The sequence below is a fragment of the Bradyrhizobium genomosp. III genome, assembly GCF_000261705.1.
GTDB lineage: Bacteria > Pseudomonadota > Alphaproteobacteria > Rhizobiales > Xanthobacteraceae > Bradyrhizobium > Bradyrhizobium ottawaense.
This window is the reverse complement of sequence record NZ_AJQF01000166.1, coordinates 1-15,847: the sequence shown is the minus strand read 5'-3', so window position 1 is coordinate 15,847 and position 15,847 is coordinate 1. Positions and strand designations below refer to the sequence as shown.

Genomic DNA, 15,847 nt, shown 5'->3' with positions numbered 1-15,847 from the left:
CATCTGCGGCTCGGGATGATCGAGGAGTTCGGGCCGCGGTGCTTCGTCGGCCCAGCTGCTGGTATCCGGCATGGGCGCGAGCCGCGGCGGTTCCGCGGCGTTCGGACGCTGCGGAAGCTGGTCGCGGCCGGGCGCGGCGCGAACGATATTGGGCTCGACGACGATATCGGTCGGCCCGCCGATCATCAGGAGATGCTCGACATTGTCACGCCGGACCAGCACCAGGCGGCGCCGACCGTCGACCGCGGCAGCGTCGATCACCGCGAGCCGGGGCATCCTGCCGCGCTGGGTGTTGGCGCCGACCCGGCTGCCGGCGAATCGGCGAACCAGCCAGGCAGCGACGCCGATCAACGCCAGAACGACGATGAACGCGACGATGAAGGTGATAGGGCTGCCTTGCATACTTGTCCCCGACAAATGGCGCTGTTCTCGTGCCCGTGGTCAGACGCGCCAACCACCGGCTTAACGATGCCCCAAACTGCGATCTCTTAACGTCCCACGGCAAGTTTTGCCGTCCCCAACTCTTAATAACCTATGAATCGCTCGATCCAAAACGACTTCTTGGCCCGTGAATGCGCCGCCAAATGGTTGGGTTAATGCCATTTTTGGAGGCGTAGAATCACGGGGCGCAAAATAGTGTCCCGCCCGGGGACACGCCTCGAGGGCGTCCTTAACCAGCCGTTAACCATACACGCGGCAAATTCTGCCTAGTTGCGGACCTCAAGGTTCGCAAGAGGCGGAAGGAGCCGCGACGATGTCCATCAACGACCTCCCGGTGCTGTCGGCGCTTCGCACCAAGATGCAGTGGCACCAGGAGCGCCAGCGCGTCCTGTCCGAGAACGTCTCCAATTCCGACACGCCCAAATTCCGGCCGCGCGACCTGGTCGAGCCGAAGCTCGACAAGTCCGGGGCCGTCACAGGCTCGATGGGCCCCCTCGCGCTCGCCCGCACCAGCGGTTCTCACATGACGCCGTCAGGGGCTGCTTCCGGATTCGACCAGAACAAGAATGCGGGGTTCGAGACCCGCCCCGCGGGCAACGCCGTCAATCTCGAAGAGGAGATGATGAAGGCGGCCAGCAACCAGATGGACTACGCGGCGGCGACCTCGCTCTATTCGAAGAGCCTGCATCTGCTCAAGACCGCGATCGGCAAGGGCTAGCCGCATGATCCGGGAACAGAAGAGCTAGAGGAGGCGCATCATGGCCAATGACAGCAGCGACTTTGCCCGCTCGATGGCGATCGCGACCTCCGGTCTGCGGGCGCAAGCCGGCCGCATGCGGGTGATCTCGGAAAACATCGCGAACGCGGATTCGACCTCGCAGACCGCAGGCGGAGATCCCTACCGGCGCAAGGTTCCGACCTTCTCCTCCGCGCTCGACCGCACGCTCGACGCGCAGGTCGTCACCCTCGGCAGGATCAAGCCGGACCAGTCGAACTTCCGCGTCAAATACGAGCCGAACAATCCGGTCGCTGACGCCAGCGGCAACGTCAAATATCCGAACGTGAACTCGGTGGTCGAGATGACCGACATGCGCGACGCGCAGCGGTCCTACGAGGCCAATCTCAACATCATCAGTGCGACGCGCCGGATGATCCAGCGCACGCTCGACATCCTCAAGAGCTGAACAGGACAATTGAGCCATGGCATCACCGACAATCGCGGCCAACGCTTATGCCAACCTCGCCCGGGTGCTGGAGAACAGCGGTGCCGGCAAAGCCACCGAGGCAGGCGGGCAATCCTTTGCCTCGATGCTGAAGGACGCCGTCGGCAGCGTCATGGAGTCCGGCCGCAAGTCGGATGCGCAGACCGTGGCGATGGCCTCCGGCAAGGCCAACGTGATGGACGTGGTGACGGCGGTGGCGGACACCGACGTCGCGGTGTCCACGCTCGTCTCGGTCCGCGACCGCGTGATCGCGGCGTATGAAGACATCATGAAGATGCCGATCTGACGCGCACTGTCATTCCGGGGCGCGACGAAGTCGCGAGCCCGGAATCATGGTGCGACCGACGCTGCGGCCCGATGGATTCCGGGTTCTCGCTTCGCGAGCCCCGGAATGACGACAAACAATTCAGAGTAGGAATTCAAATGACCGGACCCGAGACCCTCGACGTTGCGCGCGATGCGATCTGGACGATCGTGATCGTGTCCTCACCCCTGATGGTGGTCGGTCTGGTGGTCGGCGTCATCGTGTCGCTGTTCCAGGCGCTGACGCAGATCCAGGAGCAGACGCTGATCTACGTGCCGAAGATCCTGGCCATCTTTGCCACGATGCTGCTGGCGCTGCCGTTCATGGCGGACGCGCTCCACGCCCACATGCTGCGGATCTCGTCGCGAATCATCGGCGGCTGAGGCAAGATGCGTCAATCATGCGCATCGACGTCTCGCTACTGCCGGCGCTCGCCGCTTCCTTCATGCTCGCCTTCGCCCGGGTCGGCGCGATGGTGATGCTGTTGCCGGGGCTGGGCGAGACCAACATTCCGACGCGGATCAAGCTGTCGATCGCGCTGGTGCTGACGCTGATCATCCTGCCGCTGCATCGTAACGCCTATCAGGTCGACATGGGATCGCTCGCGCCGCTCCTGGTCCTGATGCTACATGAGATCGCGATCGGAATCGTGCTGGGCGCGACCGCGCGCGTGACGCTCTCGGCGCTCCAGGTCGCGGGATCCGTGATCGCACAGCAGATGGGACTCGGTTTCGTCACCTCGGTCGACCCGACGCAGGGCCAGCAGGGCGTGCTGGTCGGCAACTTCCTGACCATCCTCGGGGTAACGCTGCTGTTCGCCACCGACAGCCATCATCTGGTGATCGCGGCGCTGAACGACAGTTACACGATCTTCTCGCCGGGTGAGACCGTATCGAGTGGCGATGTGGCCTCGCTCGCAACGCGCGCCTTTGCCGCCGCGTTCCGCCTCGGTCTGCAGCTCTCGGGGCCGTTTCTGGTGTTCGGCCTGGTCTTCAACATCGGCCTTGGCGTGCTGGCGCGGCTGATGCCGCAGATGCAGGTCTATTTCGTCGGTGTGCCGCTCTCGATCTTCGCGGGCTTCCTGGTGCTCGCCGTGGTGCTCACTGCGATGATGGGCACCTATCTGGATTACTTCATCGGTGTCATGCACCAGTTGATGCCGCTGAGGTCACGGTAGATCGATGTCAGAAGACAAGGACCCAGAGAGTCAAACAGAAGACCCGACGCAAAAGCGCCTGGACGACGCGCTCGAACGCGGCGACGTCGCCAAGAGCCAGGAGATCAACACCTGGTTCATGATGGCGGGCGGCACGCTCGTGGTCTCGACCTTCTCGGGCTCGGTGGGCAGCGGGCTGCTGGCGCCGATGCGGGGCCTGCTCGCCAATTCCTGGATGATCAAGACCGACGGCAAGGCCCTGCTCGCGCTGATGCAGCAGATCGAATTCGCCCTGCTCGCGGCGATCGGCGTGCCTCTCTTGATGCTGATGCTGGCGGCGATCGCCGGAAACATGCTCCAGCACCGCCTGGTCTGGTCGACCGAATCCCTGACGCCGAAGTTCAGCAAGATCTCGCCCGGCGCCGGCTTCAAGCGCATCTTCGGCAAGCAGGCGGCGGCCAATTTTCTCAAGGGCATCGGCAAGCTCGTGCTGCTCGGCGTGGTCATGACCATGATCCTGTGGCCGGAGCGGCACCGCATGGAAGCGATGGTCAGGCTCGATCCGGCTGCCATGCTCGGCGCCAGCACCAGCATGACGATCCATCTGCTGGGTGCGGTGGTCGCAGCGCTCGCGATCGTCGCCATTGCCGACTATTTTTTCCAGTACCGCAGCTGGTTCCAGCGGCAGAAGATGTCGCTCCAGGAGATCAAGGAAGAGTTCAAGCAGTCCGAAGGCGATCCGCACATCAAGGGCAAGCTCAGGCAGTTGCGGCAGCAGCGCGCCAAGAAGCGCATGATGGCGGCGGTTCCCAAGGCCTCGGTGATCATCACCAACCCGACCCACTATTCGGTGGCGCTGTCCTACGAGCGCGGCATGACGGCTCCGATCTGCGTCGCCAAGGGCGTCGACAATCTCGCCTTCAAGATCAGGGAGATCGCGCGCGAGCACGACATCCCGATCGTGGAGAACGTGCCGCTCGCCCGCGCGCTCTATGCCACCGTCGAGATCGACCAGGAAATCCCGACCGAGCACTACCATGCGGTCGCCGAAGTCATCGGCTACGTCATGCGGCTGAAGCGCGGATTCAGCGCCGGGCGAGAATAAAACACCCGAAAAGTACCGGAAATGGCCGTAATCTGGGAATCAGCGTACCTTTCGCCCCTGCTGCCCTTGCACCTCAGGGTCCGATTCAGGCAGGGAGGACCCCACGCGCCCCGTAGCGCGTTGATTCTCTGCCGACAGGCTGCGCCAGCTCGAGAATGACCGCCGAGACCGACCACGACCTCACCCGCGAGCCCGTTGCGACGCACGAGCCGTCGCCGCGCTCGGGTAGCATTGCGTTGGTGCTGCTGGTGGCCGCCGGCCTCGTCGCCGTCGCCGTCGGGCTGATGACGCTCGGGCGCGCGCAGGCGCAGCCCTATATCCTCGGCATCCTCGCCGTGCTGGCCATGGTCGGCCTGTTCAACCTGTTCGCCTTCGCCGCCGGGATCATCCGCTTCGCCGACCGCAGTCTCGATGATCCGGTCGTGGGCCGCATCGCCGATCATGGATTCGACGGGCTCGCGGTCACCGATGCCCGCGGCCACGTGGTCTATTCCAACGCCGCCTATCTGACGCTGACGGGCGCGACCGGGCCGCAGGACGTGCGCCCGGTCGAGCGTGTCTTCATCGGCAACCCCGACGTCTCCGAAGCCGTGTTCCGCCTGCTCAAGGCCGCGCGCGAAGGCAAACGGCAGCAGGAAGAGGTCCGCATCTCCGGCCAGGACGGCAGCCAGGGCCGTTGGTTGCGCATGCGGGTGCGCCCGCTCGGCACCGGCAAGCGCGAGGCGAAATACGCGGTGTGGTCGATCGCCGACATCACCCGCGACCGCGAGCGCCAGGAGGACGTGTTCCAGGAGCTCCAGCACGCGATCGAATATCTCGACCACGCGCCGTGCGGCTTCTTCTCGGTCAATCCGGCCGGCGAGCTCGCTTATGTCAACGCGACGCTGGCGAACTGGCTCGACTACGACCTCGCCGAGATCGGCTCGGGCGGCCTGAAGCTGACCGACATCGTCTCCGGCGACGGCGCCTCGCTGCTGACGTCGATCGTGGCGGTGCCGGGCGAGGTGAAGACCGAGGTCTTCGACATCGACCTGCGCATGCGCACCGGCAAGACCATGCCCGTGCGGCTCTATCACAAGCTCGCCTTCGGCGCCGACGGCGCGCCGGGGCCGTCGCGCACGCTCGTCATCAGCCGCGCCCGCGACGAGCGCAGCGATCCCGATCGCGCCGCCGAAGTGCGCTTCATGCGCTTCTTCGACCATACGCCGATGGCGATCGCGACCGTGGACCGCGCCGGCAACGTGGTGCGCGCCAACGCGCGCTATGCCAAGCTCGGGCAGGCGCTCGGGCTCGACAGCTCCTCCAAGTCGATCTTCCGCGCGGTGAATTCGCGCGACCGTCACCTCCTGATCGCGGCCATCAACCAGGCCGCCGATGGTCAGGCCGACGTCGCGCCGGTGGAAGTGGCGCTGGAAGGGCCGAGGGAGCGCTGGGGTCAGTTCTTCGTCACGCCGGTCGATGCCGCCGAGAATGAGGCGGAAGCCGCCATCGTGCACATGCTCGAGACCACCGAGCGGCGCGCGCTGGAGAACCAGATCAACCAGTCGCAGAAGATGGAGACGGTCGGCCAGCTCGCCGGCGGCATTGCCCACGACTTCAACAACGTGCTCTCCGCCATCATGATGGCGAACGACTTCCTGCTGAACGCGCACAAGCCGACCGACCCGTCGTTCCAGGACATCATGCAGATCAAGCAGAACGCGACGCGGGCCGCGACCCTGGTGCGGCAGCTGCTGGCGTTCTCGCGGCGGCAGACGCTGCGGCCGCAGGTGCTCGATCTCGGCGACGCGCTGTCCGATCTCGCCATGCTGCTGCGCCGCCTGATCGGCGAGAAGGTCAAGCACGAGACCATCCACGGCCGCGATCTCTGGCCGGTCAAGGTCGACGTCTCCCAGTTCGAGCAGGTGATCGTCAATCTCGCGGTGAACGCGCGCGATGCCATGCCCGACGGCGGCAAGCTGATCATCCGCACCGCCAACGTCACCGCGGAACAAGCGGCCAAGCTCGCCTACAAGGGCATGCCGGCCGCGGATTATGTCCGGATCGAGGTCGCCGACACCGGCACCGGCATTCCCGCCGACATCCGCGACAAGATTTTCGAGCCGTTCTTCTCGACCAAGGAAGTCGGCAAAGGTACGGGTCTTGGCCTTTCCACGGTCTACGGCATCGTCAAGCAGACCGGCGGCTTCATCTACGTCGATTCCGAGCCGGGCCAGGGCACCTCGTTCCACATCTTCCTGCCGCGTCACCACGCCGAGCCTGAAGCGCAGGTCGAGCAGCCGGCGGCTGTGGTGAGCGCGACCAGCGGCGCCGGGAAGGACGCCGCGGCGGCCGAGGCCAAGCCGCGCACCGATCTCACGGGGCAGGGCACCATCCTGCTGGTCGAGGACGAAGAGGGCCTGCGTGCGCTGAACGCACGCGGCCTGCGCTCGCGCGGCTACACCGTGGTCGAGGCCGAGAACGGCGTCGAGGCCATGGAAATGCTGGAAGAGCAGAGCGGCGCGATCGATCTCGTCGTCTCAGACGTCGTCATGCCCGAGATGGACGGCCCGACGCTTTTGAAGGCGATGCGGGAGAAAAATCCCGACATCAAGTTCATCTTCGTCTCCGGCTATGCCGAGGACGCCTTCGAGAAGAGCCTGCCCGAAGGCCAGCAGTTCGACTTCCTGCCGAAGCCGTTCACGCTCAGCCAGCTCGTGGCGGCGGTCAAGGAGACGATGGCGAAGCAGGGGTGAGGATAGGCGGCGCACGCCGTTCGCCCCTCCGTCATTGCGAGGAGCCCGCGACAAAATTGCGTAGCAGTTTTGCGCTGGTGCGACGAAGCAATCCAGAGTCTTTCCGCTGAGGCAGTCTGGATTGCTTCCGCCTTCGCCGAGGCTTCGGCGGACAAGTCGCTACGCTCGCATGACGGGGAAAGAGCGGAAATCTCGGCCCAAACCGCCGGTATCCCGCGACCACGGTTCCCCGGCGCGTCCGGCCAAGCCCCCGCCAAATATGGGCTTTTGCCACATCCCCGCGACTGAGGGCCGCAGCCATAGGTTCCGAAACCGGCTTCACTTTTCGGGAAGTCTGCCCATCTTAGGCGCACGTCCCCATGCCGGGGATTTGGGAAACGCACATGAATTTCTCGCTACGCTCCCGCAGTCTCTTCAAGACCATCGCTGTCGTGCTGGCGCTTGCGCTGCCGACTGCGCTGGCGATCTCGTCTGCCGACGCGCGCGTCGGCGGTGGCGGCTCGTCGGGTTCACGCGGCTCGCGCACCTATTCGGCCCCGCCCTCGACCACGACGGCGCCCGGCTCGGCCTCGCAGTTCAACCGCACCTACACCCAGCCGGGTCCAGGCATGAACTCGGCTGCTTCCGCGCCCGCGCGCGGCGGCCTGTTCGGCCGCGCCGGCGGCTTCATGGGCGGCCTTGCGGCCGGCTTCCTCGGCGCCGGCCTGCTCGGCATGCTGTTCGGCGGCGGCCTGTTCGGCGGCCTCGGCGGCCTGTCCTCGATCCTGGGCCTGATCATCCAGATCGCGCTCGTGGTGCTGGTGGTGCGGCTGGCGATGTCTTGGTGGCAGCGCCGTCACACGCCGCAGGCGGCCTATGCCAATGCGGAGGCGGGCGCAGGTTCCGGACCGCAGCCGAACCAGCGCGGCGGCCTTGGTGGCGGTCTTGGCGGCTTCGGCTTCGGCGCGAACGCCAACAACGCGCCGCTCGAGATCAAGCCGGACGATTACGAGGCGTTCGAGCGCCTGCTCGGCGATGTCCAGACCGCCTGGTCGAACGAGGACGTGGCCAAGCTGCACACGCTCGCGACACCGGAGATGGTCTCCTATTTCGAGCAGGACCTCGCCCAGAACCGCGCGCGCAACGTCATCAACAAGGTGACTGGCGTCAAGCTGCTGCAGGGCGATCTCGCGGAAGCCTGGCGCGAAGGCGAGACCGACTACGCCACGGTGGCGCTGCGCTTCGCGCTCACCGACAAGACGCTGGATCGCAACAGCGGCACGGTCGTCGCCGGCAGCGAGCAGCCGGGCGAAGTCACCGAAGTCTGGACCTTTGCCCGACGGCCCGGCAGCGGCTGGGAATTGTCGGCGATCCAGCAGACCAACTGATCGCAAAGCGATGGAGAACAAAGGGCGTCGTGCTCAAGCACGGCGCCCTTTTCTTTTGTGCCCCTTCATCGCGGCACCGGAATAAGTGGGGGCGCATCGGGTTGAAATCAGGCGGCCAACGACAAACACAACGGGAGGACAAGATGATCCGTATCAAGAGATCCGTGACGATTTCAGCGCTCGCTGCGGCCTCGCTTGCATTGCTTGGGGCGCCAGCCGTGGAGGCGCAGTCGGCCGACATGACGTTCTTCGTGACGTCCAACGGCCCGGGCAAGGGCGCCGATCTCGGCGGCCTGGAGGGAGCCGATGCGCAGTGCGCGAGGCTCGCACAGACCGCCGGCGCCGGTGCGAAGACCTGGCGCGCCTACCTCTCGACGCAGGCCGCCGACGGCAAGCCGGCCGTCAACGCGCGCGATCGCATCGGCAAGGGACCGTGGCAGAATGCAAAGGGCGCGGTCATTGCCAAGGATGTTGCCGAGCTGCACGGCTCCGCCAACAACCTCACCAAGCAGACGGCGCTCAGCGAGAAGGGCGAGGGTATCAACGGTATGGGTGACCAGCCGAACCGGCACGACGTCCTCACGGGATCGCAACCAGACGGCACCGCGTTTGCCGGTCCGGACGATCGCACCTGCAAGAACTGGACGTCGAGCACGCAAGGCACCGCGATGGTCGGCCATTTCGATCGCAAGGGCCTGCGCGATGACGAGCCGTCAAAATCCTGGAATAGCTCGCACCCCTCGCGCGGTCCCGATGGTGGCTGCTCGCAGGCCGATCTGAAGAGCACGGGCGGCGACGGCCTGCTGTACTGTTTCGCTGCGAATTGAGAGGCCGAGCTCCCTCGGCTCGTCATTGCGAGCGTAGCAATCCAGACTATCTCCGCGGAAAAGCTCTGGATTGCTTCGCTAACGCCCGCAATGACGCGTGGGGCCGACGTTCCGCCTCCCCACGACGGAACTTGCGCCGCATGCTAGGCTTGTCCTGCCTGCGTCTCAAAGGACCTCTCCCATGAAATACGAGCTCTACTACTGGCCCGAGATCCAGGGCCGCGGCGAATATGTGCGGTTGGCGTTGGAGGAGGCGGGGGCCGCTTATGTCGACGTCGCGCGCGGACCACGCGGCACAGCTGCGATGATGAAGATGATGGATGCACAGAAAGGCACGCCGCCCTTTGCGCCGCCGTTCCTGAAAGCCGGCAAGCTCGTCATCGGCCAGACCGCCAATATCCTGCTCTATCTCGGTAGCCGCCATGCGCTCGCGCCGAAGACGGAAGCCGGCAGACTCTGGGTGCACCAGCTTCAGCTCACCATCAGCGACCTCGTGGTCGAGATCCACGACACCCATCATCCGCTCGGACCCTCGCTCTATTACGAGGACCAGAAGCCGCCGGCGAAGAAACGCACGGCCGATTTCTGGGACGAAAGGGTGCCGAAATATCTCGGCTATTTCGAGCAGCTTCTCACCGAGAATGGCGGCGCCTATGTCACCGGCCGGCGGCTGACTTACGTCGATCTCTCGCTCTTCCAGATCGTCGCGGGGCTGCGCTATGCCTTCCCCAGGCGCATGAAGGCGTTCGAGACAGACATTCCGGGCCTCGTTTCCCTGCACGACCGCATCGCCGCGCGGCCGAACATCGAGGCCTATCTGGCGAGCGAGCGCCGCATTCCCTTCAACGAGCAGGGCATCTTCCGCCGCTATCGCGAGCTGGATGGCTAGTCTAGTCCATCCGCTCGAGCGAGCCCGCAGCCAGCGCTTCCCGCAGGCGGAACTTCTGAACCTTACCGGAGGCCGTCAACGGAAATTCGGAGCAGGCGAACCACAATATCGGCGTTTTATGTGGGGCCATTGCGTCGCGGCAATGCGCAGTCAGTCGCTCGGCGCATCCTGAAGCGCTTGACGACAGGCGAACGGCTGCTGCGACGACTTCGCCCCATTTCTCGTCCGGCGCCCCGAACACGGCGACGTCGGCGACCTCCGGATGGCGCAAGAGGCAGGCTTCGATCTCGACGGGATAGATGTTCTCTCCACCGCGGATGATCATGTCCTTGAGGCGACCGGTAACGCGGATATAGCCGCCCTCGTCGATCGTTCCCAGATCGCCGGTACGCAGCCATCCGTCGGACGTGATAGCCTGTTGGGTGTCGTCCGGTGCGTCGAAATAGCCGATCATCGTCTGGTACCCGCGGACTTGAATTTCGCCCTCTGTACCCGTCGGCAAGACACGAAAATCGCCGGGATCCGCGATGCGCACCTCGACGTTCCATAGCGGCTTTCCTACCGTATGAAGCCGTTCAAACTCCGGATCGTCGTCGCTCGTCTGCGCGACGATCGGGCTGAGCTCGGTCTGACCGAAGACGGTGACGACCGGAAGACCAAGCGCATCTTTCACGCGACGGTGTATCTCCGGCGAGACCGGAGCGCCCCCGGACAGCGCCACACGCAAGGACGACAGATCGTGCGGGGTGGCCTTCATCGCCTCGATCAGCGCGAGCAGCATCGTAGGAACGCCGAAGAGGACCTGCGCCCTGGACGCTTCGATGGCCTGCAGGACCGTTGGCGGATCGAAAAAGAGCGGGAGCACCAGTGTCGCGCGTGAGGTCATGCAGCCGAGCACGCTCATGACCGACCCGGCGGTGTGAAAGAGCGGCATCGGACTCAGCAGTACGCTGTCTTCTAGACCTGCTCTGGCCGCCACATAGCTCGCGTTCGTCACCAAGCCGCGGTGATGGAGGAGCGCCCCTTTAGGCTTGCCCGTGGTCCCGGAAGTGTACTGGATCTGCGCCGGATGCTGCGAATCGATCTCCGGCAACGCCGCTTCCGGCGTGTTGCGGATCTCGTCAAGCCAGCCTTCGAAGCAATAGCGGTGGATGCCGAGACCTTCCAACTCGCGGGCGATGGCACCTGTATCGACTTCGCGGAAACTCGATAGATGAAAGAGAGCTGATGATCTGGACTGCCGAAGAACGAATTCGAGCTCGCTCGGCTTGAACGCGGGATTGGCGGTGACCAGGATCACGCCGGCAAGCGCCGCCCCGTACTGCAAGACAACCCACTCCGGCACGTTCGGGGCCCAGACGCAGATGCGGTCTCCGCTCTCGACCCGTTGTAGCAGCCAACTCGCGCAACGCTGCGCATCGTCGTACAATTGAGCGTACGTCCACCGACGGTCAGTGCGTGAGGCCCCGACTGGGGAGGCCATCGATGACGGAACGACTTCGACCAGCGCTTCGCGATCAGGCACGGTGCCGACAGCGGACGTGAGAGCACGACCGATGCTGACGTCGAGGATCGGCCGCGACGGATCGGCGGGATAGTAGGAATTGCGAAGCCTCGTTTCGTCCATGTCTAAGCCCCCTGACTCTTTTGTCTGTTTCGGACGTTGGATTTCGTCTCGAGAACCGTCCGCATCGCTTCTGCCCAGGCGGCGATGAGGCGCTCGCGCTTTCGCGCCGAGCTTCGGAGGTTGTCCGAGATCGCCAACCCCCTGATGAAATGGAGCGTCAGCGCCACGAATTCATCGTAGGCTTCCGATTCCGTCCATTTGCCAAAGAGCTGCAAATAGACTCGTTCGAGATCACGACGCGCGCCGCGCTCGGCCGCGATGAGCGCCTGCTTCAAAGCCGCGTCCGTGCGTGCGACGGCCCAGAGTTCAAGCTCGGCGAGATAGGCGGGCTGATGGGCGGCGAAGGCCAAGGCCTCGATGGCCGACTGCAGGGAATCCGACGATGCGCCGCTCGCCGCGCGGGATTGCGACACCGCCCGCTCATTGCGGCGGACAAGCTCCGCGACGGTCGCGGCCAGAAGCGATGCATGGTTGGGGAAATAATGCAGCAGGGCGCCCCGGCTAACTTCTGCCCGATGCTGGACAGCGAGGGTGGTCGTGCCGGCTACGCCGTGTTCGATCAGACATTCGACCGCGGCGTCGAGCACTCTCGATCGCATGGTCTCGGAGCCTTCAGACCCGCGCACGGACTTCGCCGCTCTGGACATGCACTTCCTCCTATCGACAGTCAGCGTTGACTGTAGCATGAGATGTGCTACAGTCAATGCTGACTGTTTATGCCCGGAGGATACTATGCCGAATTTTTCGACGCTAAGCATCGTGACCCGCGAGGACGCTCCGCGCATCGCTCGCCTCGTCCTCAACCGCCCGGAACGCTTCAATGCCATCGACGATGCGATGCCGGCCGAAATCCGCGCCGCCGTGGAGTGGGCCGAGAAGAATGACGACGTGCATGTCCTCGTTATCGAGGGCGCCGGCAAGGGCTTCTGCGGCGGGTACGATCTCGTCGCCTATGCGGAAAGCGAGATCGAGCATCCATGCCAGCAGGAGAGCGAGCCTTGGGATCCGCTCGTCGATTACGCAGTCATGAAGAAGAACACCGAAAACTTCATGAGCCTATGGAAATGCTCCAAGCCGACGATCGCAAAAATCCACGGCGCGGCGGTAGCTGGCGGTAGTGATATCGCGCTGTGCTGCGACCTGATCGTAATGGCAGAGGACGCCCGGATCGGCTACATGCCGACGCGGGTCTGGGGATGTCCCACCACCGCAATGTGGACATTCAAGCTCGGCCCGTCGCGCGCGAAAGAGCTCATGTTCACCGGCAACATGATCGACGGCCGGACGGCGGCCGAGTGGGGTCTGGCCAACGCCTGCGTGCCGATGGAGCAGCTCGAGAACGCGACCAGGAAGCTTGCGGACCGGATCGCCGGGGTGCCGAAGAGCCACCTTGCCATGCATAAAATGGTGGTCAACCAAGTCATGCTGAATATGGGATTGGAGCAGACGCAGTCGCTCGCCACCCTGTTCGACGGCATCACGCGTCACAATCCCGAGGGTCTGTGGTTCAGGCGGTACGCCCAGAAGCACGGCTTCAAGGCCGCGATCGAGTGGCGCGACAGCGGACGTCCGATTCCGGAGCGCGACGAGGCACGCAAGCAGATCAGCGAGTTGAAGAGCGGCACCTAGCGTGTTGCGCGAGAAGCGATCGATCGCGGCGCGATTTTCCCTTCTTCGAGAACGTCGCCGAAAGTGGACAGTCCGTCTCAGCCATCGACCCCCTGAACGATGATCGATCGATAGTCCGCGCCCAAAAAGCGGTGTCGGACGGCAGCTTGGTATTCGGGGCTGTCATAGAAGGTGCGCGCGGTCTCCATGGTCGGGAAGCTGACCATCACCACGCCTTCAGGCGAAGGCCCCTCCAGAACGTCCTGAGCGCCGTAGGCCGCGAGAACCGTCGCTCCCGAATTCCCCAGTAGGGGGGTGACCATTTCGGCATAGGTCTCCAGTTCACCCGCGTTGCGGGTGCGTTCGCGAATGAAGATGGCATAGACGCTCATCGATTAAAATCTCCGTTGAGGGGTCAAGATGAAATCAGTGCTGAACGACGATCTTGCCGAACACTTGGCGTCGACCCAGGTGTTCGATCGCCGCTCGCGCCTCCTCGAAGATGAAGGTACTGTCGATGACGGGTTTCAGGCCAGTTCGAGCGACGAAGCGCGTGAGCTCCTCAAGATCGCGGCGGCTACCGGTCGTGATCGTCTGGAAGCGAGCAAAGCTAAAAAACATCGCCGTGTAATCGACGCTGCCCGCAAAGCCGCCGAGCACGCCGACCAGCGAAATCTGTCCGCTGGGAGCGATTGCCTTGATGGACTGCGCAAGCGAGGTCGCACCGCCCGTCTCCACGATACGGTCAATCCCACGATCGGTCATTGCGCGTGCCGTGGAGCCCCAGTCCTGATCGGCGCGATAATCGATGACCTCGTCAGCGCCCAGCGCTCGCAGACGATCGGCCTTTTCCGCGCTTGAGGTGGTGGCGATGACACGCGCACCCAACGCTTTGGCCAATTGCACTGCGAAGATTGAAACGCCGCCCGTGCCTTGCGTCAGCACGATGTCGCCCGCCCGGACGCCGGCAAGAGCCGACCAAGCAGTGACGCCCGCGCAGGTCAGAGCAGCGGCCTCTGCGAACGACAAAGTATTGGGCGCGGCGACCAGGGCTTCGGCGTCGACGACCTTATACTCGGTCAGCCAGCCATCCCGTTCGACCGAATATTGCTCTGCACCAGCCTCGAACGCGCCACCGAACCAGGTCGGAAAGAAGCTGCTGACAACGCGGTCGCCGATTGCAAAGCGGGTTACATCCGATCCTACCGCCTCGATTTCACCAGCCGCATCAGACAGCGGAACGACGTCCGCCTTGGCGGGAGCAGGGAATATCCCGGTGAGAAGGGCGAGGTCGCGAAAGTTAAGGGCCGTGGCGCGGACCCTGACCCGAACTTGTCCAGGTCCGGGAACGGGAAGATCCTCCTCGATGATCTTCAGGTCGTCGAGCGATCCAATCTTATTAGCTCTGTAGCTTCGCATGTCCCTCTCCAATCGATGAGGTGGGATAGATAGACTGGCTCGATCGTATGAGTAATGGCCCAAGCGCCTTGATTCCTGACCGATCGTCCGATATCGAATCGGGATGGATCCCTTCGACGACGTTGTGAGCGCGATGAGCGTGGCGAGTTCGCTCTATGTGCGATTCCGCTTTACCGCGCCGTGGGGTGTGGCATTCGATACCGGCTATCAGGCCCGGCTGGTGATGATCGCAGAAGGTGTGGGCTGGTTGCTGTCCGAGGGTGAGGTTCCCCTACCAGTGGCCAAGGGCGATTGTCTCATCGTCAAGGAAGGCACGCGGTTCGCGCTGGCGGATCGGCCCGACAGTGCCCTCGTGGATTGTGTGAACCTGTTTGCGGACCTGCCCGGCTTCTCGGAAGGGACCGGCTTCACCACCATCCCTGACCGCACGGTCAACTATGGCGGTAACGGCGCGCTGATGGAAATGGTATCGGCGCGTCTTTCATTCGATCCGATCGCGGCCGAGCCCTTGCTCGCCTTGTTGCCCGATCTGCTCCACGTTCGCTTGGCGCATGGTGACCTCGATCTGCTCGAGACCACCCTAGGCCTGATTGGCCTGGAAAGCCGCGCAGATGGGCTCGGCGCGGACTTAGTGGTAGAGCGACTGACGGACGTGTTGTTCATTCAAACGATCCGCGCGTGGGTTGCGGCGGACGGGACACGGGCCGGCGGGTGGCTTGCTGCGCTGAGGCACAGATCCTTGGCCAAGGTTATTCGCTCCGTTCATGCGGACATCGCACGCGACTGGACGGTCGAGGAGATGGCTCGTGTCGCAGGCGTCTCGCGCTCCACCTTCGCTCAGAACTTCCGTTCGGTTCTCGGAGAGACGCCGCTGAGCTATGTGACGCGGTGGCGGATGTATCGCGCCAAAACCCTGATGCGGAAGGGCGCGGCCTTGGCGGAAGTGGCGGTCAGGGTCGGGTATGACTCCGATACCGCGCTAAGCCGCGCCTTCCGGCGTGTCGAGGGACTGGCGCCTGGAGAGTGGCGGGGCACCTTGGCTGCGGAGGCGAACAGGCCTGCGTTATGATCCGCGGCGTGCGGCCGGGTCCAGATCTTCGTCAATATTGCGGGCCTCTCAACCCTTCTCGACTGCGCTCCAGCTAG

At 64.1% G+C, this 15,847-nt stretch carries 17 protein-coding genes; 12 read left to right on the top strand and 5 right to left on the bottom strand.

Annotated features, from left to right (window positions below; genetic code table 11):
- Positions 1-402, bottom strand: a 402-nt coding sequence (locus IC66_RS0114610) for a flagellar biosynthetic protein FliO (RefSeq protein ID WP_038948110.1), incomplete at its 3' end; no start/stop codon positions are given.
- 352 nt (positions 403-754) lie between these two features.
- Between IC66_RS0114610 and flgB the strand changes: the two genes are divergently transcribed.
- The 10 genes from flgB to IC66_RS0114560 all read left to right on the top strand — a co-directional run bounded on the left by flgB (position 755) and on the right by IC66_RS0114560 (position 10,047).
- Positions 755-1,159: a flagellar basal body rod protein FlgB gene (gene flgB, locus IC66_RS0114605; RefSeq protein WP_028142767.1), complete on the top strand. Its 405-nt coding sequence runs from the start codon at positions 755-757 to the stop codon at positions 1,157-1,159.
- Positions 1,160-1,199: 40 nt separating this feature from the next.
- Positions 1,200-1,625, top strand: a complete 426-nt coding sequence (gene flgC / locus IC66_RS0114600) for a flagellar basal body rod protein FlgC (RefSeq protein ID WP_018321863.1) — start codon at positions 1,200-1,202, stop codon at positions 1,623-1,625.
- Positions 1,626-1,641: 16 nt separating this feature from the next.
- Positions 1,642-1,950: a flagellar hook-basal body complex protein FliE gene (gene fliE / locus IC66_RS0114595; protein ID WP_018321864.1), complete on the top strand. Its 309-nt coding sequence runs from the start codon at positions 1,642-1,644 to the stop codon at positions 1,948-1,950.
- Positions 1,951-2,087: 137 nt separating this feature from the next.
- Entirely contained in the window at positions 2,088-2,351 is a 264-nt protein-coding gene (gene fliQ / locus IC66_RS0114590) for a flagellar biosynthesis protein FliQ (RefSeq protein WP_018321865.1), read from the top strand.
- A 17-nt stretch (positions 2,352-2,368) separates the two neighbouring features.
- The gene (gene fliR / locus IC66_RS0114585) at positions 2,369-3,145 is read left to right on the top strand and encodes a flagellar biosynthetic protein FliR (protein ID WP_028142768.1); all 777 of its coding nucleotides are present in this window, start codon (positions 2,369-2,371) and stop codon (positions 3,143-3,145) included.
- A gap of 4 nt (positions 3,146-3,149) precedes the next feature.
- Positions 3,150-4,229, top strand: a complete 1,080-nt coding sequence (gene flhB, locus IC66_RS0114580; protein ID WP_028142769.1) for a flagellar biosynthesis protein FlhB — start codon at positions 3,150-3,152, stop codon at positions 4,227-4,229.
- 155 nt (positions 4,230-4,384) lie between these two features.
- Entirely contained in the window at positions 4,385-6,964 is a 2,580-nt protein-coding gene (gene cckA, locus IC66_RS0114575) for a cell cycle histidine kinase CckA (RefSeq protein ID WP_038948109.1), read from the top strand.
- 359 nt (positions 6,965-7,323) lie between these two features.
- On the top strand, positions 7,324-8,331 hold the full coding sequence (locus IC66_RS0114570; protein ID WP_038948107.1) for a Tim44 domain-containing protein: 1,008 nt from the start codon (positions 7,324-7,326) through the stop codon (positions 8,329-8,331).
- A 143-nt stretch (positions 8,332-8,474) separates the two neighbouring features.
- Positions 8,475-9,158: a lectin gene (locus IC66_RS0114565; RefSeq protein WP_028142772.1), complete on the top strand. Its 684-nt coding sequence runs from the start codon at positions 8,475-8,477 to the stop codon at positions 9,156-9,158.
- A 181-nt stretch (positions 9,159-9,339) separates the two neighbouring features.
- Complete coding sequence (locus IC66_RS0114560; RefSeq protein ID WP_038948106.1) at positions 9,340-10,047, top strand: glutathione S-transferase; 708 nt, start codon at positions 9,340-9,342, stop codon at positions 10,045-10,047.
- A 1-nt stretch (position 10,048) separates the two neighbouring features.
- Here the strand turns inward: IC66_RS0114560 and IC66_RS0114555 are convergent, their stop codons facing one another.
- Together IC66_RS0114555 and IC66_RS0114550 are read right to left on the bottom strand one after the other, a co-directional pair.
- The gene (locus tag IC66_RS0114555) at positions 10,049-11,674 is read right to left on the bottom strand and encodes an AMP-binding protein (protein WP_038948105.1); all 1,626 of its coding nucleotides are present in this window, start codon (positions 11,672-11,674) and stop codon (positions 10,049-10,051) included.
- 2 nt (positions 11,675-11,676) lie between these two features.
- Positions 11,677-12,321: a TetR/AcrR family transcriptional regulator gene (locus IC66_RS0114550; RefSeq protein WP_028142775.1), complete on the bottom strand. Its 645-nt coding sequence runs from the start codon at positions 12,319-12,321 to the stop codon at positions 11,677-11,679.
- 85 nt (positions 12,322-12,406) lie between these two features.
- Here IC66_RS0114550 and IC66_RS0114545 point away from each other — a divergent pair, with 85 nt between their 5' ends.
- A complete protein-coding gene (locus IC66_RS0114545; protein WP_028142776.1) occupies positions 12,407-13,303 on the top strand; it encodes a crotonase/enoyl-CoA hydratase family protein in 897 nt (298 codons plus the stop codon).
- 77 nt (positions 13,304-13,380) lie between these two features.
- Here the strand turns inward: IC66_RS0114545 and IC66_RS0114540 are convergent, their stop codons facing one another.
- Positions 13,381-13,674, bottom strand: a complete 294-nt coding sequence (locus tag IC66_RS0114540; protein ID WP_028142777.1) for a DUF1330 domain-containing protein — start codon at positions 13,672-13,674, stop codon at positions 13,381-13,383.
- A gap of 34 nt (positions 13,675-13,708) precedes the next feature.
- Positions 13,709-14,701, bottom strand: coding sequence for a zinc-dependent alcohol dehydrogenase family protein (locus IC66_RS0114535; RefSeq protein WP_038948104.1), 993 nt, complete (start codon positions 14,699-14,701; stop codon positions 13,709-13,711).
- A gap of 103 nt (positions 14,702-14,804) precedes the next feature.
- On the opposite strand from IC66_RS0114535, the gene IC66_RS0114530 reads away from it, so the two are divergent.
- The gene (locus IC66_RS0114530) at positions 14,805-15,770 is read left to right on the top strand and encodes an AraC family transcriptional regulator (RefSeq protein WP_038948103.1); all 966 of its coding nucleotides are present in this window, start codon (positions 14,805-14,807) and stop codon (positions 15,768-15,770) included.
- Positions 15,771-15,847 lie beyond the last annotated feature (77 nt).